Origin of the sequence: Antrihabitans cavernicola, assembly GCF_008297975.1 — a bacterium.
GTDB classification, from domain to species: Bacteria; Actinomycetota; Actinomycetes; order Mycobacteriales; family Mycobacteriaceae; genus Antrihabitans; species Antrihabitans cavernicola.
The window spans coordinates 230,919-254,145 of the sequence record NZ_VLNY01000004.1 but is presented as its reverse complement, the minus strand read 5'-3'; the positions used below and the strand labels follow the sequence as shown (position 1 = coordinate 254,145).

At 64.6% G+C, this 23,227-nt stretch carries 27 protein-coding genes; 10 read left to right on the top strand and 17 right to left on the bottom strand.

All coding sequences use genetic code 11. The annotated features are described in order from the left end of the window. Positions 1 to 21: 21 nt before the first annotated feature. The 4 genes from FOY51_RS10990 to FOY51_RS10975 all read right to left on the bottom strand — a co-directional run bounded on the left by FOY51_RS10990 (position 22) and on the right by FOY51_RS10975 (position 3,017). Positions 22 to 414, bottom strand: a complete 393-nt coding sequence (locus tag FOY51_RS10990) for a VOC family protein (RefSeq protein WP_149430271.1) — start codon at positions 412 to 414, stop codon at positions 22 to 24. Further along, positions 411 to 1,691 (bottom strand): deoxyguanosinetriphosphate triphosphohydrolase, encoded by a 1,281-nt coding sequence (locus FOY51_RS10985; RefSeq protein ID WP_149430270.1) that lies wholly within the window; start codon positions 1,689 to 1,691, stop codon positions 411 to 413. Before FOY51_RS10985 ends, FOY51_RS10990 begins: the two co-directional genes overlap by 4 nt. Continuing rightward, a complete protein-coding gene (locus FOY51_RS10980; protein ID WP_371830434.1) occupies positions 1,688 to 2,380 on the bottom strand; it encodes a YdcF family protein in 693 nt (230 codons plus the stop codon). The genes FOY51_RS10985 and FOY51_RS10980 overlap by 4 nt, the downstream gene beginning before the upstream one ends. Before the next feature lie 76 nt (positions 2,381 to 2,456). Continuing rightward, entirely contained in the window at positions 2,457 to 3,017 is a 561-nt protein-coding gene (locus tag FOY51_RS10975; RefSeq protein WP_149430269.1) for a CGNR zinc finger domain-containing protein, read from the bottom strand. A gap of 90 nt (positions 3,018 to 3,107) precedes the next feature. On the opposite strand from FOY51_RS10975, the gene FOY51_RS10970 reads away from it, so the two are divergent. Together FOY51_RS10970 and FOY51_RS10965 are read left to right on the top strand one after the other, a co-directional pair. Further along, positions 3,108 to 3,548 (top strand): carboxymuconolactone decarboxylase family protein, encoded by a 441-nt coding sequence (locus tag FOY51_RS10970; protein WP_149430268.1) that lies wholly within the window; start codon positions 3,108 to 3,110, stop codon positions 3,546 to 3,548. Beyond that, positions 3,545 to 4,450: a phosphotriesterase family protein gene (locus FOY51_RS10965; RefSeq protein WP_149430267.1), complete on the top strand. Its 906-nt coding sequence runs from the start codon at positions 3,545 to 3,547 to the stop codon at positions 4,448 to 4,450. The genes FOY51_RS10970 and FOY51_RS10965 overlap by 4 nt, the downstream gene beginning before the upstream one ends. 5 nt (positions 4,451 to 4,455) lie before the next feature. Here FOY51_RS10965 and FOY51_RS10960 read toward each other — a convergent pair whose 3' ends face one another. From FOY51_RS10960 to FOY51_RS10945, 4 genes are read right to left on the bottom strand one after another with little or no spacing between them, the layout of a single operon-like run. Then, the gene (locus tag FOY51_RS10960) at positions 4,456 to 5,070 is read right to left on the bottom strand and encodes a response regulator transcription factor (RefSeq protein ID WP_149430266.1); all 615 of its coding nucleotides are present in this window, start codon (positions 5,068 to 5,070) and stop codon (positions 4,456 to 4,458) included. Further along, complete coding sequence (locus tag FOY51_RS10955; RefSeq protein ID WP_149430265.1) at positions 5,067 to 6,215, bottom strand: sensor histidine kinase; 1,149 nt, start codon at positions 6,213 to 6,215, stop codon at positions 5,067 to 5,069. Before FOY51_RS10955 ends, FOY51_RS10960 begins: the two co-directional genes overlap by 4 nt. A 50-nt stretch (positions 6,216 to 6,265) precedes the next feature. After that, positions 6,266 to 7,045 (bottom strand): ABC transporter permease, encoded by a 780-nt coding sequence (locus FOY51_RS10950; RefSeq protein WP_149430264.1) that lies wholly within the window; start codon positions 7,043 to 7,045, stop codon positions 6,266 to 6,268. Position 7,046: 1 nt separating this feature from the next. After that, positions 7,047 to 8,003 carry an ABC transporter ATP-binding protein gene (locus tag FOY51_RS10945; RefSeq protein WP_149430263.1) on the bottom strand — a complete coding sequence of 319 codons (957 nt, stop codon included), beginning with the start codon at positions 8,001 to 8,003 and terminating at the stop codon, positions 7,047 to 7,049. A gap of 99 nt (positions 8,004 to 8,102) precedes the next feature. On the opposite strand from FOY51_RS10945, the gene FOY51_RS10940 reads away from it, so the two are divergent. The 4 genes from FOY51_RS10940 (at position 8,103) to FOY51_RS10925 (ending at position 13,134) form a co-directional block, all read left to right on the top strand. Continuing rightward, complete coding sequence (locus tag FOY51_RS10940; protein ID WP_149430262.1) at positions 8,103 to 10,178, top strand: TPM domain-containing protein; 2,076 nt, start codon at positions 8,103 to 8,105, stop codon at positions 10,176 to 10,178. 69 nt (positions 10,179 to 10,247) lie between these two features. Continuing rightward, complete coding sequence (locus FOY51_RS10935; protein WP_149430261.1) at positions 10,248 to 11,057, top strand: MerR family transcriptional regulator; 810 nt, start codon at positions 10,248 to 10,250, stop codon at positions 11,055 to 11,057. A gap of 203 nt (positions 11,058 to 11,260) precedes the next feature. Continuing rightward, positions 11,261 to 12,544 carry an HNH endonuclease signature motif containing protein gene (locus tag FOY51_RS10930; RefSeq protein WP_149430260.1) on the top strand — a complete coding sequence of 428 codons (1,284 nt, stop codon included), beginning with the start codon at positions 11,261 to 11,263 and terminating at the stop codon, positions 12,542 to 12,544. 104 nt (positions 12,545 to 12,648) lie between these two features. Then, positions 12,649 to 13,134 carry a nitroreductase family deazaflavin-dependent oxidoreductase gene (locus tag FOY51_RS10925; RefSeq protein WP_149430259.1) on the top strand — a complete coding sequence of 162 codons (486 nt, stop codon included), beginning with the start codon at positions 12,649 to 12,651 and terminating at the stop codon, positions 13,132 to 13,134. Here the strand turns inward: FOY51_RS10925 and FOY51_RS10920 are convergent, their stop codons facing one another. Beyond that, entirely contained in the window at positions 13,135 to 14,526 is a 1,392-nt protein-coding gene (locus FOY51_RS10920; RefSeq protein ID WP_149430258.1) for a glycine--tRNA ligase, read from the bottom strand. Between the two features lie 193 nt (positions 14,527 to 14,719). Between FOY51_RS10920 and FOY51_RS10915 the strand changes: the two genes are divergently transcribed. Next, complete coding sequence (locus tag FOY51_RS10915) at positions 14,720 to 15,085, top strand: ArsR/SmtB family transcription factor (protein ID WP_149430257.1); 366 nt, start codon at positions 14,720 to 14,722, stop codon at positions 15,083 to 15,085. Positions 15,086 to 15,088: 3 nt separating this feature from the next. After that, entirely contained in the window at positions 15,089 to 15,502 is a 414-nt protein-coding gene (locus FOY51_RS10910; protein WP_149430256.1) for a Fur family transcriptional regulator, read from the top strand. 3 nt (positions 15,503 to 15,505) lie between these two features. On the opposite strand, the gene FOY51_RS10905 is transcribed toward FOY51_RS10910, so the two are convergent. Genes FOY51_RS10905 through recO form a run of 5 tightly spaced genes read right to left on the bottom strand, consistent with a single transcriptional unit; the run spans position 15,506 to position 18,525 of the window. Continuing rightward, positions 15,506 to 15,889, bottom strand: coding sequence for a nuclear transport factor 2 family protein (locus tag FOY51_RS10905; protein ID WP_149430255.1), 384 nt, complete (start codon positions 15,887 to 15,889; stop codon positions 15,506 to 15,508). Positions 15,890 to 15,905: 16 nt separating this feature from the next. Beyond that, positions 15,906 to 16,544: a nucleoside/nucleotide kinase family protein gene (locus FOY51_RS10900; RefSeq protein WP_235916247.1), complete on the bottom strand. Its 639-nt coding sequence runs from the start codon at positions 16,542 to 16,544 to the stop codon at positions 15,906 to 15,908. A 10-nt stretch (positions 16,545 to 16,554) separates the two neighbouring features. Further along, a complete protein-coding gene (locus tag FOY51_RS10895; RefSeq protein WP_149430254.1) occupies positions 16,555 to 16,956 on the bottom strand; it encodes a YbjN domain-containing protein in 402 nt (133 codons plus the stop codon). Then, complete coding sequence (locus tag FOY51_RS10890) at positions 16,953 to 17,750, bottom strand: isoprenyl transferase (RefSeq protein ID WP_187776269.1); 798 nt, start codon at positions 17,748 to 17,750, stop codon at positions 16,953 to 16,955. Before FOY51_RS10890 ends, FOY51_RS10895 begins: the two co-directional genes overlap by 4 nt. Next, positions 17,716 to 18,525 carry a DNA repair protein RecO gene (recO, locus tag FOY51_RS10885; protein ID WP_149430435.1) on the bottom strand — a complete coding sequence of 270 codons (810 nt, stop codon included), beginning with the start codon at positions 18,523 to 18,525 and terminating at the stop codon, positions 17,716 to 17,718. Before recO ends, FOY51_RS10890 begins: the two co-directional genes overlap by 35 nt. A gap of 157 nt (positions 18,526 to 18,682) precedes the next feature. On the opposite strand from recO, the gene FOY51_RS10880 reads away from it, so the two are divergent. Continuing rightward, positions 18,683 to 20,110, top strand: coding sequence for an amidase (locus tag FOY51_RS10880; protein ID WP_149430253.1), 1,428 nt, complete (start codon positions 18,683 to 18,685; stop codon positions 20,108 to 20,110). Beyond that, positions 20,098 to 20,649 carry a TetR/AcrR family transcriptional regulator gene (locus tag FOY51_RS10875; RefSeq protein ID WP_149430252.1) on the top strand — a complete coding sequence of 184 codons (552 nt, stop codon included), beginning with the start codon at positions 20,098 to 20,100 and terminating at the stop codon, positions 20,647 to 20,649. The genes FOY51_RS10880 and FOY51_RS10875 overlap by 13 nt, the downstream gene beginning before the upstream one ends. Before the next feature lie 4 nt (positions 20,650 to 20,653). Here the strand turns inward: FOY51_RS10875 and era are convergent, their stop codons facing one another. From era to FOY51_RS10860, 3 genes are read right to left on the bottom strand one after another with little or no spacing between them, the layout of a single operon-like run. Continuing rightward, complete coding sequence (era, locus tag FOY51_RS10870; RefSeq protein WP_149430251.1) at positions 20,654 to 21,589, bottom strand: GTPase Era; 936 nt, start codon at positions 21,587 to 21,589, stop codon at positions 20,654 to 20,656. Then, positions 21,582 to 21,914: a cytidine deaminase-like protein gene (locus FOY51_RS10865; RefSeq protein ID WP_149430250.1), complete on the bottom strand. Its 333-nt coding sequence runs from the start codon at positions 21,912 to 21,914 to the stop codon at positions 21,582 to 21,584. Before FOY51_RS10865 ends, era begins: the two co-directional genes overlap by 8 nt. Then, positions 21,907 to 23,223, bottom strand: coding sequence for a hemolysin family protein (locus FOY51_RS10860; RefSeq protein WP_149430249.1), 1,317 nt, complete (start codon positions 23,221 to 23,223; stop codon positions 21,907 to 21,909). The genes FOY51_RS10865 and FOY51_RS10860 overlap by 8 nt, the downstream gene beginning before the upstream one ends. Between the last annotated feature and the right edge of the window lie 4 nt (positions 23,224 to 23,227).

Genomic DNA, 23,227 nt, shown 5'->3' with positions numbered 1-23,227 from the left:
GGATTAACGTGAAGAGTGCTCCTACCCGACGAAGATGCAGAATGGATGCCCAGCAGGGTCGGCGTACACGTAGAGCGGCTCGTCAGGGTCGTCGAATCGATCGCGAAGCAGCTTCGCACCCAGGTTCAGCACGCGGCGATGTTGCGCCGTCAACTCCTCCGCATCGTGCACGGTGAGGTCGAGGTGCAGCATCTGCGGCCGGTCACCCGTCGGCCAGGTGGGCTCGGGCAAGTCCGCCACCTGTTGGAATGCCAAGCCCGCCCCGGCCGGATTGCGCAGCACCAGCCAATCCTGACCGAGCGGCACCTCGTCGCCGGACCGATACGACCAGCCGAGCAATTCGCGGTAGAACTCCGCGAGCAGGCGCGCATCGGTGCAATCGAGCACGACTTGACGCACGTGGGGAAACGTCATCGCGACGCGGATTCCACCAGTGCCGCGACCCGCTCCAACCGGCTCTCGGTGTACGACGCGATCTGATCGACGATCACCCGAACCCGCTCATGATCGGTGGTTGCGGCCTCCCAATACGGCAGCAGGGACGCATCGATGCCCTTCGGTGCGGTCCGCAACAGCCATTGCGCTACCTGGTGAATTCGATCGCGTTGATCGGCCTGCTGCACCTGATGGCCTGGATCCGACATCACATAGCGCAGCGCAACAGTCTTCAGCATCGCCACTTCGGCGGCGACGATCGGCGGAACCACCAGGTCGGCGTCGTAGCGCGAGAGCGGACCGATTCCCGCCGCCTGGCGGGTACTCGATATTGCAGCCGATGCGAATCGGCCGACGAACTCGCTGGTCAGCCGCTTCAACGCGACGGAGCTGGCGATGGTCCCGTCGTAGTGCGAGACCGCCGCCACCACGGGCATCAGCGAGAGGCGTCGAGCTGCCTCGACAAGGTCGTCGGCTGACGGGCCGGAATGCTGACCCGCACCCAAATCTGCCAACGCTCGCTGCTCGGTCGGATCCGCCAACGCACGCAGGTCGATGCGGCCTGCGACTACACCGTCCTCGACGTCGTGCACCGAGTAGGCGACGTCGTCGGCCCAATCCATGGCTTGCGATTCCAGACTCTGTCGCATCGGTGGAGCACCGTCGCGCACCCATGCCAAACGCTCCAGATCGACGTCGTACGCACCGAACTTGGCACCCGCGCTCGGCCTACCCCACGGGTACTTGGTCACGGCGTCGAGCGATGCCCTGGTGAGATTCAACCCGGCACTGGCACCGGCATCGTCGAGCACCTTCGGTTCCAGTCGAGTCAGAATCCGGAGATTCTGCGCGTTGCCTTCGAAACCGCCGAAGTCGGCCGCAAAATCGTCGAGCGCCTTCTCGCCGTTGTGGCCGTACGGTGGATGCCCGATGTCGTGGGCGAGACCGGCAAGATCGACCAGGTCCGGATCGGCACCCAGTCCATCGGCGATGCCGCGGCCGATCTGCGCGACCTCCAACGAATGCGTCAGCCGCGTTCTCGGCGTATCGCCCTCACGCGGACCCATGACCTGAGTCTTGTCCGCCAATCGACGAAACGCTGCCGAATGCAGCACCCTGGCCCGATCACGGGAGAAGTCGCTGCGATGTGCCGCATCAGCGCCGGGTAAACCCGCTGTTTTGGCGGGTTCGACAACCAGTCGCTGTCGATCGTGCTCGGAATATCGCGTCGTCGTCGCTGCCCCGCTGTTTGTCACTGCCCTGCCGTGTACTTGAAATCCGCCGAGAAGTGCGTCAACTGGTACCAGAGCAATGCGCCGGTCTCCCGCGCGATCCCGTGGATCTGCGACTCCCGCGTATACACGGCGGGACCGGTCCGAGTCGGCGCGGTCCACGCGTCGAGACCGTCGTCACGCGCCATCGTGCGGGTCCGCAGCGAATGCCATGGATCGCTGACAAGGACGGCCGACTTCTCGTTGCGTTTGTTCATTTCGGCGTTGACGGCTTCGATGCTGCGCAGCGTGTCGGAGCCTTCTTCGATCGCGACGATGTGGTCGGCGGGAACGCCATGCTCCGACAGATAGTTCTTGCCGGACGCCGCCTCGGTGTACTCGTCGCCCACCTGCTTGCCGCCGACCGTGATGACGGTGGGGGCAATTCCGCGACCGTACAGAAGGGCGGCCTGGTCGAGACGGGCCTCGAACACCGACGACGGCGTTCCGGAGTATTGCGCAGCGCCGAGCACCACGATCGCGTCGGCCTTGGTCAGATCGTCGATTCGCGCAACCTGCCAGACGCGCACAGCGGTTCCAGCGACGAGCAGAACTGCCATCAACATAGTTCCGACGACCAGCCGACCGACCCAACGCACCAGCGTTCCACCGAAGCCGAGGCGTTCGGGATCGCTGGATTGTTCAGGTTCGTACCGCACTGGAGCCGAAGTCACTCCCCAAGTTTGCCAGTCGCAGGTCGCGCAACGGTGCAGCCACCACCGGTCGCGTGTCTCACAGCCGCGCCAACGATCAGGCGCCTGCGAGGCGGGCCCGGTGCGCGCGAACCCTGCCTCGGGTTGCACACGCAGGCGATGGACACCACCGACGCCGGCCTGTCGGATCGATGAAGACGCCCCGGCAGTCGTGTTCCGGACAACTCTTGAGAGCGAGCCGGTCGGCACCGGTCAGATGCTCCATCGCCTGGCGGGCGATTCGCTTCAGGGCATCGGCGGCGGTCGCCGGCGGATTCCGATGCAGACGATCGCTCGCGGTCAACCGAATCGGCTTGTCGTCACCGGAAAGAATCGCTGCCAGATCGGCGACGGCGGCGGCGGGCGGCGGCTCCTTGTCGACGGTGCTCAATGCCAGCGCGCGCAGCGTCTCCCGCAAGCGACATGCCTGCTCCAGGTCGCGTCGCGTCGGCGGCCGCACGGGCGACAGCTCGGAGAGGTCGAGCCATTCCGCAAATCGCTCCAGTGTGCCGAGACGTTCGACCGGATCCGGACCGAAGGTGCGGCCCGTCGTTGCGAGCAGGTTCAACCACACGGCGCCGCAGTCGAACCGGAATGCGAGGTTGTCCGCTTTGACCATGCCACGAGTGTAACGGCTCAACCGTTACTTGTGTTAGCGTCTCCGTAACGCTTCAACCGTTACAACGCTCGCGAAGGCGAAGGTGCAGAAATGGACACGAGCAAGCAGACCGAGCTACCGCTCACAGAGCACCTGACGCGGGCGCCATTGGACCGAGCCGAGGGTTACCGCCTGCTGGATGTGTTGCAGGACAGCGCAACCCAACAGTCCACACTGCCGGGACTCGAAGCGGTCGCGCCTGGATTCGCCGACTGGATCGTCACCGCGTTGTTCGGCGGCACCTATCAGCGTCCGGATTTGTCGCTACGCGACCGCCAGCTCGTCAATCTGTCCGCGCTGACTGCGATCGGAGGCGTGGATCCGCAGCTGGCGGGTCACGTCAGAACTGGATTGCGGGTCGGCATGACTCGGCAAGAAATCGTCGAGGTCTTCGTTCACCTTGCGCCCTACGTCGGCGTGCCGAAGGCGTTAGCCGGGTTGCGCGTCGCTGCCACCGCGCTCGCCGATACGGACCAGGCGGCGTCGCGATGACCCCCACGGTTCGAACCGTTCTCGGCGATATTTCGCCCGACGAGGTCGGCGTCTCCGATGCCCACGATCACCTCTTCATCAGCCTTCCCTCGCTACCGGGCGAAGAACTCGACGACGTCGTAGCCGCTCGCGTCGAAATCGATGCCTTTGCTGCGCTCGGCGGTCGTACCGTCGTTCAGTGGACGCCGTGGGGCATGCGCCGCCGACTCGAGCAATTGCCAACGCTGTCGAAGCAATCCGGCGTTCATATCGTCGCGGCCACCGGAATGCATCGAGCGCAGCACTACAGCGCGAGCACGCTGGAACGCCACTACGACACACTGGCCGACCTGTTCGTTCACGAACTGACCAGTGCGCCGATCCGCGCAGGGATGATCAAGGTGGCCGGTTCCTTTCATCATCTGGACCGCCACGCTCTGCACGTGATGGCAGCTGCCGCCGAGGCTCATCGCGCCACCGACGCACCGATCGGCGTCCATTTGGAGGGCGGCACGGCGGCCCTCGATGTGTTGAATCTGCTCTGCGGCACCCACGGCGTTCCTGCCGAACGGGTGATCCTCGGACACCTGCACCGTTTCCCCGATATGCGAGTCCATCGCCGCGCCGCCGAGGCCGGCGCCTTCCTGGCCTTCGACGGTCCGTCGCGAGCCCACCACAACACCGATTGGCGCCTGCTGGACGGTATCGCCGCGCTCGTCGACGCAGGTCACACCCACCAGATCTTGCTCGGCGGCGATACGGTCACGGCATCCGCGCGGTCCACAGCCGACGGGCCCGGCATGCCGTTCCTGCTCGGTGGCCTACGCCCCCGGATCGAACACGAGCTGGGTACGGATGTCGCAACCGCGATCTTCACTGCGAACCCGGCCCGCGCCTTCGCCGTGCATTGGCGGCAACCCTAGCTGTGTCACAACCAGCCCAGCCGCTCCGCCTCACGGGCGGCTTCGGCCCTGGTCGACGTTCCGGTTTTCCCGATCGCCGACGACAGGTGGTTGCGCACAGTGCCTTCCGACAGATGCATCGACCGCGCGATCGAACCTGCCGTCGCGCCACCCGCGGCGGCGGTCAGCACTTCGCGCTCCCGAGCGGTCAGCGGTGATGTTCCGGACGTCAACGTCTCTGTGGCCAACGCCGGATCGACGACGCGCAAGCCCATGTGCACGCGTCGCACCGCATCGGCCAACTGTCGGGCCGGGGTGTCCTTGACGACGAATCCGCTTGCGCCGGCATCGATCGCCCGGCGTAGGTAGCCTGGCCGCCCGAACGTCGTCACCATCAGAATGCGCACGTTCGGATGCGCGCCGTGCAACTGTTCCGCCACCGAAATGCCGTCGAGCCCCGGCATTTCCACATCGAGAAGGGCAACGTCGGGGGTGGTGCGTTGCACCGCGTCGAGCACCTCGTCGCCGCGACCCACCTCGGCCACTACTTCCAGGTCGGATTCCAGATCGAGCAAGGCGGCAAGTGCACCGCGCACCAAGGCCTGATCGTCGGCGAGCAGCAGGCGAATTGGATCGGTCACGCCGAAACCTCCTCTGCAACAGTCGAATCAGGAAAGGATGCGACAAGGCGAAAGCCCCTACCGTGATTCGATCCTATTCGCAGCGTCCCGCCCGCTGTACTCACGCGCTCGCGCAATCCGGCGAGCCCGGAGCCCGAGGAATCGTTGTCCTTGTCGTAACCGCCACCGTCGTCGACGATTTCGATCTCGGTCGGCCGGACACGCACCTCGCATTGCTGGGCGCCGCTGTGCCGCACCACATTCGTCACCGCCTCGCGCAGTACCCAGGCAAAGATCTCACCCCTCGGCTTCGAGATGTCCGAATCGGCGATGTGCGGCAATACGGGGCGGATTCCCGCGGCCGACAGGGCGGAGTTCGCGTTCGCCAACTCCCCTGCCAACGTGACTTCGCGCAGGCCGCCGACCGTGCTGCGCACACCGGCCAGGGCATCGCGAGACAGCCGTTCGATGTCTTCGAGTTCTGCTTTTGCGCGCTCCACGTCGACGTCGATCAAACGGCGAGCGAGTTCGGTCTTGATCGTGATGACCGTCAACGAGTGGCCCAGGATGTCATGCACGTCGCGGCCCACCCGCAACCGCTCTTCGGCGACTGCCCACACCGCCAACTGCTCTCTGGCAGCGGCCAATTGCTGGTTGCGCAGGATGATCTGGCCTATCCCCCACGCCGCGAACGTCGCAACGATCAACTGGAATGCGAGGGATTCCTGCTTCTCCCAACTCGAGATCAGCAGAGGCAGAATCAACGCCGACGCGACCAAGCCCAGCGACAGCAACCACGACTGCTTCGTGGGCAACGTGAATGCGCCGAGTGCCGCGATGTACACCGAGAAGGCGAATGCCGCCGAGCCCAGTGGGAACATCGCGACGACCATGATCAAGAGCAGTGTCCCGACGACGCTCCATACGATGCGAGTCGCCGGCCGCGGCCAGGCGTACCTGGTGCGGAACAACATGAACGCCGACAGGTACGCCACCGCGAACAGTGCGATCAGCGTCAGACCGAAAACCCGCGGAACGGTGTCGAGCTTCCACGCCGCGCCGACGGGATAGGCGAGGTAGATCAGCCAGACGCCTGCCAGGATCCAGCCCATGCGTCCGTTGCGTTCCCTCGCACCCAATTCCAACGGGGGTCGTTCGCCTGTCACACGGTCAACAGTAGGGGTCCGCGCCCCGACTGCAGCGGCGGCAGGCACCCTCACACTCGGTCCGTGTCACGACGGAACATGTACGCCGAGCCACCGATGAAGATGGTCCCCCACACCACGATGTTCAGCACGGCTGCGGCAACCGATCCAGCACTCTCGTCACCGAATGGCATGCGAGCCATGGTTGCGATGCCGTAGGTAGGTGAGAACTTCGCGACGACGCCGAACCAGCCGTGCAGCGGCATGAACAGTCCACCTGCGAACGACAGCATCGCGAGCGCCGGGCCGAGCACCTGCATCACGTTCTCCGACGGCAAAAGATAGCCCATGAACAGCCCGAACGCGGCGAACACCAACGAGCAGATCCAGGCCAGTACCAGGCAACTCACCCACGCGATCGGTGTCAGGTGAGCACCGAGAAAGGCACCGACGATGAATACCGCGCTGATCGACACCAGCCCCAACGTCATCGCGACGATCACCTTGGTCGCAATGTAGGCGACCGGTCGCAGCGGTGTCAGACGCAGTTGCCTGCTCCAACCTTGGGCTCGTTCGACGGCAACCATCGCGCCACCCGCGGTGGTGGCGAGCATCGCTCCGTAGACCGCCATCGACACCATGATGTAGCCGGTGAGGTTGCCGCTCCCCACCGTTTGGGTCTTGAAATCCGATTGCAGACCGAAGATCACGAAGAACAGCGGCGGCATCAGCAGGGTGAACATCATGGTGCGGCGATTGCGCAGCACGCGGCGCAATTCGAGCGTGAGGAAGCCGCGGCTGAACCCGCCGAGGGCGGGCAGCGCGCGGGCGTTGTCGATCGTCGTGGTCATCTCATGCTCCCGTTCGGACGAAATCGGTGTCATCGGCAGTTGCCGCATCGGTGGTCAGCGTCAGGAATGCGTCTTCGAGGTTGTGCGAGACGATCTCGAGGTCGACGGCATCGGTGAAATTGAGCAGGTAGCGAGCAACGGCATCGGAGTCTTTGGCCCGCACCATCACTCGATCCCCGCGCAACTCCACCTCGTCGACGCCGGGAATGCGCATCAACTTGGCCTGGTCGGCGTCGCGCCAGGTTGCGCGTACGACTCGCCCGGACGCGAGATTCTTGATCTGGGCCGCGCTGCCGTCGGCAACGATCCGCCCTTTGCTGACCAGAACGATGCGGTCGGCATACGCGTCGGCCTCGTCCAGATAGTGGGTGGCGAACAGCACGGTGCGGCCGCGACTGGAGTCCTCCCGCATCGCGTTCCAGAATTCGCGTCGGCCTTCGACGTCCATGCCCGTCGTCGGCTCGTCGAGCACGATCAGGTCGGGGTTGGGTAGTAGCGCCAGCGCGAAACGCAACCGTTGCTGCTGACCGCCCGAGCATTTGCCGACGAATCGGCCACCGATGTCAGCGATCCCGGCCCGCGCCAGCACTTCCGACACCGGGCGCGGACTCGCGAACAGCGCCGCGACCAGGCGAACGGTCTCCTCGACCGTCACATCCTTGAGCAGGCCACCGCTCTGCATCACTGCCGACACCCGCCCCGATGCGACGGCGGACGCAGGATCGCCACCGAACAGTTCGACGCTGCCGTGGTCCGGCTTCGCGAGCCCGAGCATCGTGTCGATGGTCGACGTCTTGCCCGCTCCGTTCGGCCCGAGGAAGGCGACGATCTCGCCGGGTTGCACGGTCAGATCGACACCGTCGACGGCGCGAACCGCGGGACCGCTGCGGGTGGTGAACGTCTTGCGAAGCTCGCGCAACTCGATTGCTGGGGCATGCGATGGCGCTGTTCTGGTCATGACTCCACACTGCTCGTCGATTGCCCGCACTGCCTCGCATGGATGTCATGTCCTGTACATGACAACTGTCATGGGCTCCGACCGGTTAGATTCATGCCTATGCCATTCGCACCGTCGTCGGGTCGCCTCGGTTTTCGATCACTGCAGTCCAGAACGCGGCGGTGGTCGGCGGCGTCGGCCCTCACCTTCGTGATCGCTCTGCTAGCTCTGATCTGCCTGCCTGCGACGGCGGGTGCGGAACCGCCGTCACGGTTGCCGAATCAGATCGTCGACAAGGTATCCGCACTCGATGCAGGCGAAAGAGCAAGTCTGCAAAGCGCGATCGACAACCTCTACAGCACGGACAAGGTGCGGTTGTGGGTTGTCTACGTCTCCGATTTCTCAGGCCAGGATCCCACCGCATGGGGCGCCCAGGAAGCCCAGATCAGCTCGTTGCGTGACCGCGATGTGCTGCTGTCCGTCGCCACTGTCGACCGCGCCTACGACTTCTCCGTCCCGCAGGGGTTGTCCAACGTCACGCAGGCCAAGGTCGACGGCATTCGGGTCAACGCGATCGAACCTGCTTTGCGTCAGGGCGATTGGGGCGCAGCGGGTATCGCTGCCGCGAGCGGTGTCTCCGATGCGATGAACTCGTCGGGCAGCAGCAGCGGCAGCGTCAAGACGTTGCTGATCGGTGGTGGCGTGGTGGTGGTCGGCGCGGGTGGAGTCGCGCTGTATTCGCGGAAGAAGAAGGGCGATCGCGTCAAGCAGGGCACCGAGGCCGCCCGCGAGGTGGACCCGACGGACACCAATACCCTGGCAACACTTCCGATTCCGGCGCTCGACGCCCGTGCGAAGGAAGTGCTGGTCGAGATGGACAACGCGCTGCGCACGAGCGAGGAGGAGCTCAACCTGGCGCGCGGCGAATTCGGCGACGACGCGACCAAGCCGTTCATCACCGCGTTCGAAAACGCGAAGTCGACTATGGCTCAGGCCTTTTCGATCAGGCAGCGGCTCGACGACAACGTCCCCGAAACCCCCGATCAGCAACGCGAGATGTTGGTGCAGTTGATCAGCAGTTGCGGCAAGGCCGACAAGGAACTCGACGCACGTGTCGCCGAATTCGACGGCATGCGCGATTTGCTGATCAACGCTCCCGCCAGGTTCGACGCGCTGACCCAGGACATGGTCGGTCTCACTGTGCGGGTGCCGGAATCGCAGACGACGTTGACGCATCTCACGTCCGAATTTCCGGCAGCCACGTTGGCCCCGATCAAGGACAACGTGTCGATGACACAGGAACGGCTGACGTTCGCCGAGCAGAACATCACTGCCGGACGCGAAGCGACGCAATTGCCTGCGGGCAAGCAGGGCCCAGCGGTGTCCGCCATCCGGGCCGCGGAGGGTGCCATCAACCAGGCGCGGACACTACTGGACGCGATCGACCATGCCGCGGACAACATCCGCAACGCGATCGCCACTCTTCCTGCGGCACTGGACGACGCGCGCAAAGACATTGCGGCAGCAGAGCAGCTCGCACCGTTCGGCGATGCGACCCTGGCTCAGGCCAAGGCTGCAGCGCAGGCGGCCCTGACTCGAGCCGAAGCCGCGCAGTCGGAGAATCCGTTGGGCAGCTTCAACGAGATTTCCGCGGCAGACGTGGAACTCGACAAGGCCTTGGCCGCGGCCACCGATCGCAAACAGCAATCGGATCGCCTTACGCAGCAGGTGGATCAGGCGCTGACGTCGGCGAACGCTCAGGTGACGGCCGCCGCGGACTTCATCTCGACGCGGCGTGGCGCCGTCGATGCGGATGCTCGGACCCGGCTCTCGGAGGCCCAGCGCCACCTGGATCAGGCGCAGTCGTTGCGAGCAAGCGATCTGTCCCAGGCGCTTGCACATGCAAGGGCAGCAGGCGATCTCGCCGCGCAAGCACTGAATTCCGCGCAGTCCGACGTGCAGCAGTGGCAGAACAGTCAACAGCAAAGCTCGTACGGTCGGCGTGGTGGCGGCAACGCAGGTGCTGTGCTCGGCGGCATTCTCATCGACAGCATGTTGCGCGGCGGGATGAGCGGACGCGGCGGATTCGGTGGTGGTTTCGGCGGCGGATTCGGTGGCGGGTTCGGAGGCGGCAGTCCGGGATCGTTCGGCGGATCGAGCAGCTCGGGGCGTATCGGCGGTGGCGGGCGGTTCTGATCGCTGGGTCTTGACTCGCTGGGACTGCTTGACCCTGACACCGTGTGAGGCCGTACACCGGAGGTCGTCATGTTCACCATTGGAGACTTTGCCCGCCACGGCCGGATTTCGGTCCGCATGCTGCGTCACTACGACAGCATCGGACTGCTACGTCCCGCGCGCGTCGATCGGTCGACTGGATACCGGTTCTACGAGGCAGCCCAGCTGGCTCGACTCAACCGCGTTGTCGCACTGAAGGATCTGGGCTTCACACTCGCGCAGGTGCAGGCGATTCTCGACGAGAACGTCAGCGGTGCCGAATTGCGAGGGATGCTGCGGCTTCGACAATCGGAGCTGCGGACACAGATCTCGAAGGACCAAGATCGACTCGGTCAGGTGGAGGCACGGCTCCGAATCATCGAGAGCGAGGACTTCATGCCTACCGACGACGTCATCGTCAAACCGTTGCCCGCTATCCGCATCGCCGAATTGACCGGCACTGCAGCCGGTTACGAACACAACGAGATCGGGCCGGTCGTTGCGCCGATGTTCGGCGACATCGTCGGCCGGTTGCAACGCGCAGGTGTTCCGATCACCGGCCCCGCGGTCGCGCTGTACGAGAACGCTGCCGACGGCTCGGTCATCGTGCACGCCGGCATGCAGGTGAATGCGGAGCCGAGCGACGAGTACGACTTCACCATCACCGACTTGCCCGCCATCGAACGCGCTGCCACCGTGTTGCACTGCGGAAGCATGGACACCGTCGGCAATTCCTGGCAGAACCTCGGGCGCTGGATCGATATGAACGGTCATCGCAGCCACGGATTTGCCCGTGAAGTGACCATCGAATACACCGAAGATCCGGCAGGTTGGGTCACGGAGTTGCAGGAACCGATCTAGGTTCGGCGTCGGAGATTCGGCATCCCGACAGGTGAACCAGCTGGGTGCATAGGAGTGCGCAAGATCCAGTGCAGCCTGTGAGTGAAGTTGGGTGCCAGAGCACCCAACTTCACTCACAGTGCGCGCGGGTTCATTCTCTTTAATCTCTTGAGTCCCAACAGTTTCAGGAGTTTCGTGTCGGAGGGTCTCGATACAATTCACTCATGGGGTTAGGGGAGGTTCTCGAGGAGATCAGGTCGGTGAGCTGCGAGTCGTGGCAGCTGACCGACGACGCGTTGGCGTCGTCTCTGATCGAGGTGTGCTCCGCGATTCATGGTTTCGAAGCGTTGCGGTACCGGTTGATCAGCGACATGAACGAGCGCGGTGCGGTCCCGTCCGGGTACACGGGTGTCGCGGCGTGGTTGGCGTGCAACACATCGTTGAACACCCGTGAGGCGGTTCGGATCGAACGGCGTGCGGATGCGTTGCGGAGTAGTCCGGAGGTGCGGGCCGCGTTCGAAGCCGACGACATCTGTGCCGATCATGCGGCGATGGTGATCAATTTCATGGAACGACCCCCGGCGGCGATGCCTGCCGAGGCGGCACCCGCCGCTCTGAAGTTTCTGTTGGATGCTGCTCGCGATCGGGATACTCGGGTGTTGCGGGGTGCGGTCGTAAAGTTGAAGCAGGTCTTCGAGACCGATGATCCGCCACCCGCCGAAGACCTTGATCGCAACGAGTTCTTCGCCTCCCCCACCAGCAACGGGCGGGTCCTGCTCAAGGGTGATGTCGATGCCGAAACCGGGGAGATGCTGCTCTCCGCGTTGTCCCCGTTGTCGAAACCACGACCCACCTCCGATGCCGAACCCGACCGACGCACCCCAGCCCAACGCCGCGCGGACGCGTTCACCGAGGTGCTGCGCCGCTACCACGATGCCGCGTGCGGACCCGACGAAGGCAACGAACGCCCACACCTACACGTCCACATCAACGCCAACGATCTCGTCGACAAGTCCGGCTCAGGCAAGCCGGCCGCGGATCGTGGCGCCTACCAGGAGATGTTCGCCGCCACCGATGTCGGCTGGACGCCGTGGATGGGCCCCTTGTCCGTCGATACGGTTCGTCGGTTGGCGTGTGACTGCACCCTGTCACCGATTTTGTTGGACGAGAACGGCACCCCGATCGATTTGGGTCGAACTACCAAAGTGATTTCGCGGAAACTGCGGCGGGCGTTGGTGGCTCGGGATCACGGGTGCGCCTTTCCGGGCTGCGGGCGGCCCCCGTCGTGGTGCGACGGGCATCATGTCAAACACTGGGCAGATGGCGGACCCACAGATCTGGATAATCTGGTCCTGCTCTGCCGGTTTCACCACCGGATGATTCATCACAGCGGCTGGCAAGTTGTCATGGGCGAGGACCGTCACCCGTGGTTCATCCCGCCCGTGCAACGTGACCGATTCCGAGAACCCATACCCGCCAACAACCGCGGGGCGCCCGTCCCCGCGTAAACACCGGCACACAACCACACAGAACGGCTCGCCGCACAGCAGGGTGGCGATTGTCACCCTGGTTCGATGCGGGACTCGAGCTGATGCCCACTTAACCTGGCGGAATGAGCCGCAACCCGATTCAGAAGGTCGCACGGCGCATCGGCACCTACCCCTGGCTGATGCGACTGGCACCGCAGATCACCTGGACCGAAGCGACTGTTCGCCGCCTGACCAACGATCGCGTCAGCGTCGTCGGAATTGCCGGTCTCCCGTCGATCCAGATCACCGTCCTCGGCCGTAGGACCGGCCTGCCGAGGACCACGTCGCTGCTCTACGTGCCGTACGACGACGATTCGTACCTGGTAACTGGATCCAACTGGGGTCGCCCGAAGCACCCGGTCTGGACCGTGAACCTGATGAATGCCGAGACCGCCACCGTCCGACTCGGCAAGGAAATGTTCCAGGCGTCGGTGCGGCTGATCGACGGCGTCGAGCGCAAGCTCGCGTGGGACGCAATCGTCGAGTTCTGGCCGGGCTACGAGATGGAATACGAACTCGCGGGGCACCGCGAGTTCCGCATCATCCAGCTCCGCAGAATCTCGAGCTAGCTAGGACCCGATCAACCGCTGCGCGAGGTACCCCTCCACCTGATCGAGCGAGACCCGCTCCTGCGCCATCGAATCGCGCTCGCGAACGGTGACGGCTTGATCCTCCAGCGTGTCGAAATCGACAGTGATGCAGAACGGTGTGCCGATCTCGTCCTGCCGACGGTAGCGACGGCCGATCGCGCCGGCATCGTCGAACTCCACGTTCCAGTTCTGGCGCAGCGCGGCAGCGAGATCCTTTGCCTTCGGCGTCAGATCGGCGTTGCGGGACAACGGAAGTACTGCCGCCTTGACCGGCGCAAGTCGACGATCGAGTCGCAGCACCGTGCGCTTGTCGATGCCGCCCTTGGCATTCGGTGCCTCGTCCTCGGCGTACGCGTCGACCAGGAACGCCATCAACGAGCGCGTCAGACCGGCCGCAGGCTCGATCACGTACGGCGTGTAGCGCTCGTTGTTGGCCTGGTCGTAGTAGCTCAGGTCGGCGCCCGAATGCTCCGAGTGCGTCTTCAGATCGAAGTCCGTACGGTTCGCGACGCCCTCCAGCTCACCCCATTCGCTGCCCTGGAAGCGGAAGCGATACTCGATATCGACTGTGCGCGTGGAGTAATGGGACAGCTTGTCCTTCGGGTGCTCGTAGAGCCGCAGGTTCTCCGGGTCGATGCCCAGGCCGGTGTACCAGCCGAAGCGCTGATCGATCCAATACTGGTGCCACTCCGCGTCCTCGCCGGGCTTGACGAAGAACTCCATCTCCATCTGCTCGAACTCCCGCGTGCGGAAGATGAAGTTGCCGGGCGTGATCTCGTTGCGGAAGCTCTTGCCGATCTGGGCGATGCCGAACGGCGGCTTGCGGCGCGACGTGGTGACCACGTTCGCGAAGTTCACGAAGATGCCCTGCGCGGTCTCGGGTCGCAGATAGTGCATGCCCTCCTCCGACTCGACCGGGCCGAGGTAGGTCTTGAGCATCATGTTGAAGTCGCGGGGCTCGGTCCACTGGCCGACGGTGCCGCAGTCGGGGCAGCCGATCAGGTCCATACCGATCGCGTCCGGGTCGTCGAGGCCCTTCTTCTCCGCGTACGCCTCCTGCAGGTGATCCTGGCGGTGCCGCTTGTGGCAGTTCAGGCACTCGACCAGCGGATCGTTGAAGACGCCGACGTGACCCGACGCCACCCACACCGGCCGGGGCAGGATCACGGCCGAGTCGAGGCCGACGATGTCTTCGCGGCTGGTGACCATGGACCGCCACCACTGCTTCTTGATGTTGTCCTTGAGCTCGACGCCGAGCGGCCCGTAATCCCATGCCGACTTGGTGCCGCCGTAGATCTCGCCGGACTGGAACACCAGGCCCCTGCGCTTGGCGAGGTTGGCAACGGTGTCGACTTTGGATTTGGGGGCCACGTCTCGAGCTCTCCATCTGGCGAATAGATGCCGGGTCGGTTGGAATTGGGACCGACCAAGCCTATCCGCCGAAACCAGGTGGTCTGGACATGGGCGACACGGATCGTGTTTGACATGCGCACCTATGCATATCAAAATGGAATCGATTTGCAATAAGCTGTTGTTTCGTACGAATCCAGCGCAGGAGGGCCACATGGCGACTGCTGAACCCGACGACATCGAGATCGTCGAACACACCCGCGATCCGTTCGCGGCGACCGCTCCCGCAGCCGTACCCGACAAGCAGACTCTGGTCGCCGCCGGTGAACTGTTGCGCGCGCTGGCGGCTCCGGTGCGAATTGCGATCGTGCTGCAGCTACGCGAGTCGGGTCGATGCGTCCACGAACTGGTCGGGGCGCTGGGCGTGACGCAACCGCTGATCAGCCAACATCTACGGGTGCTGAAGGCCGCCGGCGTGGTGCGCGGCGAGCGCAACGGCCGCGAAGTTCTCTACGAGTTGGTGGACGATCACCTCGCGCACATCGTCGTCGACGCCGTCGCCCACGCTCAGGAAGGTTGAGAGTTGCCAGACAAAACCGGATCGGTGACCGTCGGTGTCCGCAGCACCAAGCAACGCAGCGCCATCTCGGCCCTGCTCGACGACACCGATGAGTTCCGCTCGGCCCAAGAGCTGCACGACGAATTGCGTAAGCGCGGCGGCGGCATCGGGCTGACCACCGTCTACCGCACCTTGCAGACCATGGCCGACGCCGGAGCCGTGGACGTATTGCGCACGGACACCGGCGAATCCGTCTATCGGCGCTGTTCGTCTGGCCACCACCATCACCTGGTCTGCCGCAACTGCGGCTTCACGGTCGAGGTGGAGGGGCCGGCGGTGGAGCAGTGGTCACAGTCGATCGCCGAGCAGAACGGCTTCACCGACGTCAGTCACACCATCGAAATCTTCGGCACCTGCCGCACCTGCGCGGCAGCGTGATCGCTACTCGCGTTTGACTACCGTGCGGTGCGCGATCCGCCACCCGTTCGGAGTTGCGGTGACGACGTCGTCGTAGACGGTGGTCCCTGCCGTGCCGTCCGCGTTGACGCCGAATCCTTTCGAGCGCGCCCGCACCGTTCCATCCGCGGACACCGTGACGATGGTGTTGGTGGTGTGGTGTCCGATCGGGTGCCCTTCTCGCCCGGCAAACACTTCGCGTAGCCGAGCGAGGCCGCGGATGGTTCCGTAGCCGAACTGCTCGATGTCGAGAACCGCGTCGGCAGTGAACAATTCGTCGAGGCGCTCCGGCTGGTGGTCGTCGACGAGATGTCCGTGCAGCGCGACGAGTTCGTGGATGGCCAGACGATCTTCCGTGGAAAGAGTCACGTAATCACGCTAGCGCCTAATCCACCGACACGATCAGGTCGGCGCGCGCTGCTGTCGCAGCCACCAAGTCAGCGTTGCGCTGATCGCTGCCCCGCGCCCAGGCATCCGCCGCGATCGGATCCTGACCGAATTCCACCCGACGCGCGATCAATCGCTGCAGCCGAACGTCGTCTGCAGCGAGGCAGAACCAGACTTCGTCGAGCTGCGGCCGGATATCGGCCCACCCGCCATCGTCGTGGAGCAGATAGTTCCCTTCGGTGACGACCAGACGACAATCAGCTGCGATCGGAACCGCACCGGCAACCGGTTCCTCGAGCGTTCGATCGAACGACGGCGCCCAGATGTCCGCACGTTCACCACGAACTCGTTGCAACAGAGCGCGATAGCCACCGACGTCGAAAGTATCCGGCGCACCTTTGCGGTCGGCTCGGCAGAGGCGAACCAATTCCGTTGTGGCCAGGTGAAATCCGTCCATCGGAACGTACGCGACCTCGATACCTGCATCGGCCAGCGCCTGCACCAGCCACTGCGCGAACGTGCTCTTCCCCGCACCGGGCGCACCGGTGATGCCGAGAATTACCCGACGGTCGGCGACACCGTCGAGCAGCGACCGAGCCCGATCGATGTATGCGGCGCGCTCCATGTCGGCTGTCACATCCAAAAACTCAGGGCACCAAGCCCTGACGGCTGCGGTCGACTCCGGAGAGCACCAGCAGCAACATCGTGGTGAGCGCCTCGTCGCTGAGACCGGTTCCAGGGAACGTGTAACGCATGATCACGTCCGCCAACTTTCCGTTGCCGATCACGGTGATGGAACCGAACTGCAGCGCATTGTTGCGATCGGCGACTCGCTTCGTCAGCGCCGCACGGAGCGGGCGATCCCACGCCAGCACGCACGTCAACGACAGCACGTCGAGACCCGGCGACAACGTGACCGCGCGCAGCGAGCACAGCGCACCGCCGTACTCGAAACCCACCGATCCATCCTCGGTGACGCGCACTTCCATCATGTGCGACAACGCTTCTTGCGCTCGCGTCTGCAGTTCGCTTGCGGCGTTGTCGCTCATTTGACTCCCCCGAATCGACGATCGCGTGAGGCGAACTCGACACACGCGGCCCACAGGTCTCGGCGATCGAAATCGGGAAACAGCTTGTGCTGGAACACGAATTCGGCGTACGCCGACTGCCACAACATGAAGTTCGACGACCGCAACTCACCTGACGGCCGGAGGAACAGGTCGACATCCGGCATGTCCGGCTCGTCGAGATACTTCGCGATGGTCGCCTCGTTGACCCGCTCGGGATCGAGCTTGCCCGCCGCCGCGAGACGCGCGATTTCCCGTGCAGCATCGGCAATTTCGGCACGACCACCGTAATTGACGCACATCGTCAGGTTCATCACGGTGTTGTCCTTGGTCAACTCTTCCGCGATCTCGAGCTCCTTGATCACGCTGCGCCACAGGCGGGGTCGGCGCCCCGCCCATCGCACTCGGACACCCATTTCGTGCATCTCGTCGCGTCGTCGGCGAATCACGTCGCGGTTGAAGCCCATGAGAAAGCGGACTTCCTCCGGGCTGCGTCGCCAGTTCTCGGTCGAGAACGCGTAGGCCGACAGCCAGGTGACACCGATCTCGATGCACCCCTCCACCGTGTCCATCAGGACGGCCTCGCCACGCTCGTGCCCAGCAGTGCGAGGTAGCCCGCGATCCTGCGCCCAGCGACCGTTTCCGTCCATGACGAGAGCCACGTGCCGTGGAATCAACTCCGGCTGCAGTATCGGCGCGCGGGCACCCGACGGATGCGGGTCCGGCGGCCGAATGACGCGGTCAGGCCGAGCTTGCGGTTCGTTGCGTCGAATCACGATGTCCATCCTGCACGACGTCGACCAGCGGCGTGGCATGCGGCTTCGCACGCTCGATGAGCGGCAGCGTCCGCAGCTGTCGTTCGAGATGCCACTGCAGGTGAGCGGCCACCAATCCACTCGCTTGACGACGGACGTTCGCAGTGGTGGTTTCGGTGTATTCCCAGTCGCCGCGATAGAGAGCGTCCATCAGATCCAGCACACCGGGCGCGGGTGTCGCGGCACCGGGCGGCCTGCAATGCACGCACACCGCGCCGCCGGCAGCAACGTGAAAGGCACGGTGCGGACCGGGGTTCGCGCACCGTGCACATTCTTCGAGCGAGGGCGCCCAGCCGGCAAAGCCCATGGCGCGCAACAGAAAAGCATCGAGTACCAGCTCCGACGGCCGCGATTGCTCCCCCACCGCTCGCAGCGCGCCGACGGTCAGCCGGTGCAGTTGGAGCGCGGGTGCCCGCTCCTCGCCCGCGAGCCGCTCGGCGGTTTCGAGGATCGCGCACGCCGTGGTGTAGCGGCCGTAGTCGTTGACAATGTCGCCGGCAAACGCGTCGACGGTGTGCACCTGGGTGACGATGTCGAGGTTGCGGCCGGGATAGAGCATCACGTCGATGTGCGCGAACGGCTCGAGCCGGGCCCCGAATTTGGACCGAGTCCGACGCACCCCCTTCGCGACGGCCCGTACCAACCCGTGCTGCCGGGTGAGCAACGTGACGATGCGATCGGCTTCGCCGAGTTTGTGCTGGCGCAACACCACAGCATTGTCTCGATAGACCCGCACAGCACTCACCTCGCAGTTCTATTCACCCAGCACCCACTCGAAACGGCCGTTTCCAGTTTCCCACGAGGGTCCGACAGAACCCGTTAGGCGCGAGGCCACGCACGCGAGTGCTGCTACTGTTCGTTCGAACGAACAGAATCGAGAAACGGAGCACACGGTGACGGTCGGAAACTCACGACAGACTCAGGATCTAGGCCTGCAGGAGACTGCATCGGCCATCGCCGCAGGCACACTGACCTCTGTGCAGGCCGTATCCGACTCACTCGACCGCATCGACGCGAGCCAGCCCAACCTGAACGCATTCAAGATCGTCCGACGAGAGAAAGCCCTCGCCGAAGCCGCTGCGGCGGACGCCCGCTTCGCAGCAGGCGATCGGCCGCCGCTGCTCGGCGTCCCGATCGCGGTGAAGGACGACACCGACGTCGCAGGCGAACCGACGGCATTCGGCCGAGTCGGCGACTTCCCTGTCAAGCTCCAAGACGCAGAAGCCGTGCGACGCCTCCGCGCGGCCGGTGCTGTCATCGTCGGCAAGACCAACGCCTGCGAGATCGGCCAGTGGCCGTTCACCAGCGGACCCGGATTCGGCTACACCCGCAATCCGTGGAGCGCCGATCACACGCCAGGCGGATCGTCGGGTGGCAGCAGTGCCGCCGTCGCCGCCGGCTTGGTGCCCGCCGCGCTCGGTTCGGACGGCGCCGGATCGATCCGTATCCCCGCCGCGTGGACAAATCTGTTCGGCATCAAGCCGCAACGTGGCCGCATCTCCACCTGGCCGGAACCCGAATCCTTCTACGGACTCACCGTCAACGGGCCTCTCACCAGGACCGTTGCCGACGCCGCCTTGCTCTTCGATGTGGCCGCCGGAAACCACGCCGGCGATCTGCATACGCCCGAGCCGCTCACGGTCAGCGATGCCGTCGGTCGGGATCCTGGCGTCCTGCGAATCGCCCTCTCGTACCGTCGCCCCTTCACCGCCACCCGAACATCCCTGCATCCCGAAGTGAAGGCCGGAGTCGAACGCGTCGTCACCGCACTGCGGTCGCTGGGTCATCAGGTCACCGTCGCCGACCCGATCTACGGCCCGCAGATCGGCGCCAACTTCATGCCCCGATCCATGGCCGGTATCGACAACTGGACGCGCGACCTTGCGGATCCGTCGAAGCTGGATCCGCACACCCTGTCCAACGCACGGCTCGGTAAGGTCCTCCGCAACGGTCCGTTGCAAGCGGTGACACGATTGGAACCGTTGCTGCACAAGCAGGTCGGCCGCATCTACCGAGACTTCGACGTGGTGATCGCGCCATCGACCGGCACGCCACCGCCTGCGCTGCACGCTCCGGACGGACTGAGCTCGTGGGGCATCAACAAGCTGATCACCAACGCCTGCCCGTACGCATGGCCGTGGAACGTGCTGGGCTGGCCGAGCGTCGCGATCCCCGGCGGGTTCACCGCCGACGGTCTGCCGGTGGGAGCACAGTTGATGGGCAATGCGAATACCGAACCACTCCTGGTATCGCTTGCCGCACAACTGGAATCGGTACTGCGCTGGGACCTGCAACGACCCGATCCGTGGTGGCTGGGGTGAGTGCTCGCGATCGGATCCTCGCCGCTGCGCTGACCATCGTTGCTACGGATGGCGTTGGGGCCGTATCGAACCGGAGGATCGCGGCGCAGGCAAAGGTGTCGCTGGGATCGATCACCTACCACTTCCCCACCCAGAGCGATCTCCTGCAGGAGGCCCTGCTCGGCTACGCGAGCAAGGAGACCGTGCGTATGCAGGAGCTCGCCGAGCAGTACCGCGACACCACGATCGATCTTGCCCACGCAGCGCAGATCACGGCGCGAATCGCGCAGGACTTCTCGTTCACCGAAGTCCAATTCGCAACGTTCGAGCTCTACCTGCACGCCGGTCGTGATCGATCGCTACGCGGTGCCGCAGGCGAATGCTTCGCCGCCTACGACAAGCTCACGGTCAGCATCCTCGAGGCGCTCGGCGTGCCGAACGCGGAGCAGCTGGCGCCGACACTCGTCGCGACGATCACGGGTCTTCAGTTGCGGCGCTTGGCAACCGGATCGAAGGACGACGATATCTCCGCTGCTTTGATCGCGCTGCTCGCTCGTTAGCGCGTTAGAAGCCGAGCCTGCCGAGCTGCTTCGGATCGCGCTGCCAATCCTTGGCGATCTTCACATGCAGGTCGAGGTAGATCTTGGTGCCCAGAATCTTCTCGATCTGCTTGCGCGCGTTGGTGCCCACCTCTTTGAGGCGCGCACCGCCCTTGCCGATGACGATGCCCTTCTGACTCGAGCGTTCGACGTAGAGCAATGCGTGCACGTGCAACATCGGTGGAGCGGAGCGACCGGTTTTGGACACGGTGTCGCGGCTCTCGTGCTCGGTGATCTCCTCGATCACCACGGCCAACGAGTGCGGGAGTTCGTCGCCGAGTCCTTCCAGCGCGGCTTCGCGAATCAACTCGGCCATCAGCGTCTCTTCGGGCTCGTCGGTCAGCTCGCCGTCCGGATAGAACGCGGGACCCTCCGGCATCGCCTTCGCCAGCACATCGACCAGCAGTTCGACCTGTTCGCCGGATTGTGCCGATACCGGGATCACCTCGCAGTCCGGCCCGAGCAGATTCGAGAGCGCCATCAGCTGTTCGGCGACCTTCTGCCGCCCCACCTTGTCGATCTTGGTGACAATGCCCACCAGCGTGGTCTTCGGCGCCATCTGGCGCACCTGGGTCACGATCCAACGGTCGCCGGGACCGATCGCCTCGTCCGCTGGAATACACAGGCAGATGACGTCGACCTCGGAGTACGTGTCCCGCACCAAATCGTTGAGCCGCTGGCCCAACAGTGTTCGGGGACGGTGCAATCCGGGGGTGTCGACGAGGATCAGCTGTGCATGATCGCGGTGCACGATGCCGCGGATGGTGTGTCGGGTGGTCTGCGGTCGCGACGACGTGATCGCGATCTTCGATCCGACAAGAGCATTCGTCAGCGTCGACTTGCCGGTGTTGGGCCGGCCGACGAAACAGACGAAGCCGGAACGAAATTCGGAGTCAGCCACGGGGCACCTCGGTGAGCGAACCGTCGGTTCCCACGATGCTGACCACGGCGGACGCGGTCAGATCGCGCACAGCGTGCACGCCGGGATCATTGGCACCTCCACCGACGATCACCGCGGCCTCGAACCCTTCGGCACCACTCGACACCGCCGCCGCCACAGCGGCCTGCAACGCCGTCAACGACAGCGACGGCAGCGAGACCTGCCCGGCCGCATAGGTTCTCCCGTCGAGGTCGCGGACCGCGGCGCCCTCGGATCCACCACTGCGACCCTGTGCCCCGCGAGCGAGCACCACGAGCTTCTGGTCTTCGGCGTTCGGCTCAGTCATCGCGTCCCTTGTCGTCGGTGTCGTGTGAATCGTCGTCCATCGAGGGCGCCCGCCGGACCAGCACCGTGTGCACGCGCACGCGGCCTCGGGTATCGGTGCCACCTTCGCCGTAGAGCAACAGCCCATGGCTTTCAGCCTCCGAGCCGGGCAGCGGAACGCGACCCAGCGCGTAACCCAGTAGGCCGCCGACGGTCTCGACATCGTCCTCGTCGATTTCGATGTCGAACAACTCGCCGAGATCGTCGATCGACAGCCGCGACGACAGTCGGTATTCGCCGACGCCGAGCTGCTCGATGGGCGCCGTCTCGTCGGTGTCGTACTCGTCCGCGATCTCGCCGACGATCTCCTCGAGGACGTCCTCGATCGTGACAAGCCCTGCGATACCGCCGTATTCGTCGACCAGCAACGCCATGTGATTGCGATCGCGCTGCATTTCGGCGAGCAGGCTGTCGAGGGCTTTCGAGTCGGGGACGAAGACCGCAGGCCGCATCGCCTGCGACACGCTCACCTCGCGTCCCCGATCGGTGGAGTAGTACGTCTGCTGCACAAGGTCTTTGAGGTACACGACGCCCAAGATGTCGTCGACATTCTCACCGATGACAGGTATCCGGGAATGGCCGCTGCGCACGGCCAGCGATGTCGCCTGGCCCGCCGTCTTGTTCGACTCGATCCACACCATCTCGGTACGGGGCACCATCACCGAGCGGGCGGAGGTGTCGCCGAGTTCGAACACGGACTGGATCATGCGGCGCTCACCGTCGGCGACCACACCGCGTTCCTGTGCCATGTCGACCAGCTCACGCAACTCGATCTCGGATGCGAAGGGGCCGTTGCGAAATCCCCTACCCGGCGTGATCGCGTTACCGATGAGGATCAGCAGTCTGCTCACCGGCCCCAGCAACGCACCGATCGCCTGCATCGGCAGCGACGCGACCAGCGCGATCGTGTACGCGTGCTGGCGGCCGAGCGTTCGCGGACCGACACCTATCACCATGTAGTCGACCAGCACCATCACCACCGCGGTGACGACCAGAGCCCACACCGTCCCGATCAGATCGATCAGCGCGCCCGCAAGGAGCACAGTCGATGTGATCTCGCACAGGATGCGCAGCAGCACAACGAGATTGATATAGCGCGGCCGATCCGACACGATTCGAATCAGGCGAGCGGCACCCGCACGGTTGACTCTCGCCATCTCTTCGACGCGCGCTGGCGAAATAGTGTTGAGGGCGGAATCGACTGCGGCGAAAGCACCGCCGGCCGGAACCAGCAGAACCGCGAGGACGATCAGCGCCAGAGGACTACTCACTGCA

Excerpts from the sequence above, each read along its gene's own strand:
- FOY51_RS10915 (WP_149430257.1), top strand. The coding sequence starts at position 14,720 with ATGGCGACTGCTGAACCCGACGACATCGAGATCGTCGAACACACCCGC.
- FOY51_RS10925 (WP_149430259.1), top strand. The coding sequence starts at position 12,649 with ATGAGCCGCAACCCGATTCAGAAGGTCGCACGGCGCATCGGCACCTAC.
- FOY51_RS10895 (WP_149430254.1), bottom strand. The coding sequence starts at position 16,956 with ATGAGCGACAACGCCGCAAGCGAACTGCAGACGCGAGCGCAAGAAGCG.
- FOY51_RS10965 (WP_149430267.1), top strand. The coding sequence starts at position 3,545 with ATGACCCCCACGGTTCGAACCGTTCTCGGCGATATTTCGCCCGACGAG.
- FOY51_RS10975 (WP_149430269.1), bottom strand. The coding sequence starts at position 3,017 with ATGGTCAAAGCGGACAACCTCGCATTCCGGTTCGACTGCGGCGCCGTG.
- FOY51_RS10970 (WP_149430268.1), top strand. The coding sequence starts at position 3,108 with ATGGACACGAGCAAGCAGACCGAGCTACCGCTCACAGAGCACCTGACG.
- FOY51_RS10865 (WP_149430250.1), bottom strand. The coding sequence starts at position 21,914 with ATGACTGAGCCGAACGCCGAAGACCAGAAGCTCGTGGTGCTCGCTCGC.
- FOY51_RS10945 (WP_149430263.1), bottom strand. The coding sequence starts at position 8,003 with ATGACCAGAACAGCGCCATCGCATGCCCCAGCAATCGAGTTGCGCGAG.
- FOY51_RS10990 (WP_149430271.1), bottom strand. The coding sequence starts at position 414 with ATGACGTTTCCCCACGTGCGTCAAGTCGTGCTCGATTGCACCGATGCG.
- FOY51_RS10940 (WP_149430262.1), top strand. The coding sequence starts at position 8,103 with ATGCCATTCGCACCGTCGTCGGGTCGCCTCGGTTTTCGATCACTGCAG.
- FOY51_RS10950 (WP_149430264.1), bottom strand. The coding sequence starts at position 7,045 with ATGACCACGACGATCGACAACGCCCGCGCGCTGCCCGCCCTCGGCGGG.
- FOY51_RS10930 (WP_149430260.1), top strand. The coding sequence starts at position 11,261 with ATGGGGTTAGGGGAGGTTCTCGAGGAGATCAGGTCGGTGAGCTGCGAG.
- FOY51_RS10935 (WP_149430261.1), top strand. The coding sequence starts at position 10,248 with ATGTTCACCATTGGAGACTTTGCCCGCCACGGCCGGATTTCGGTCCGC.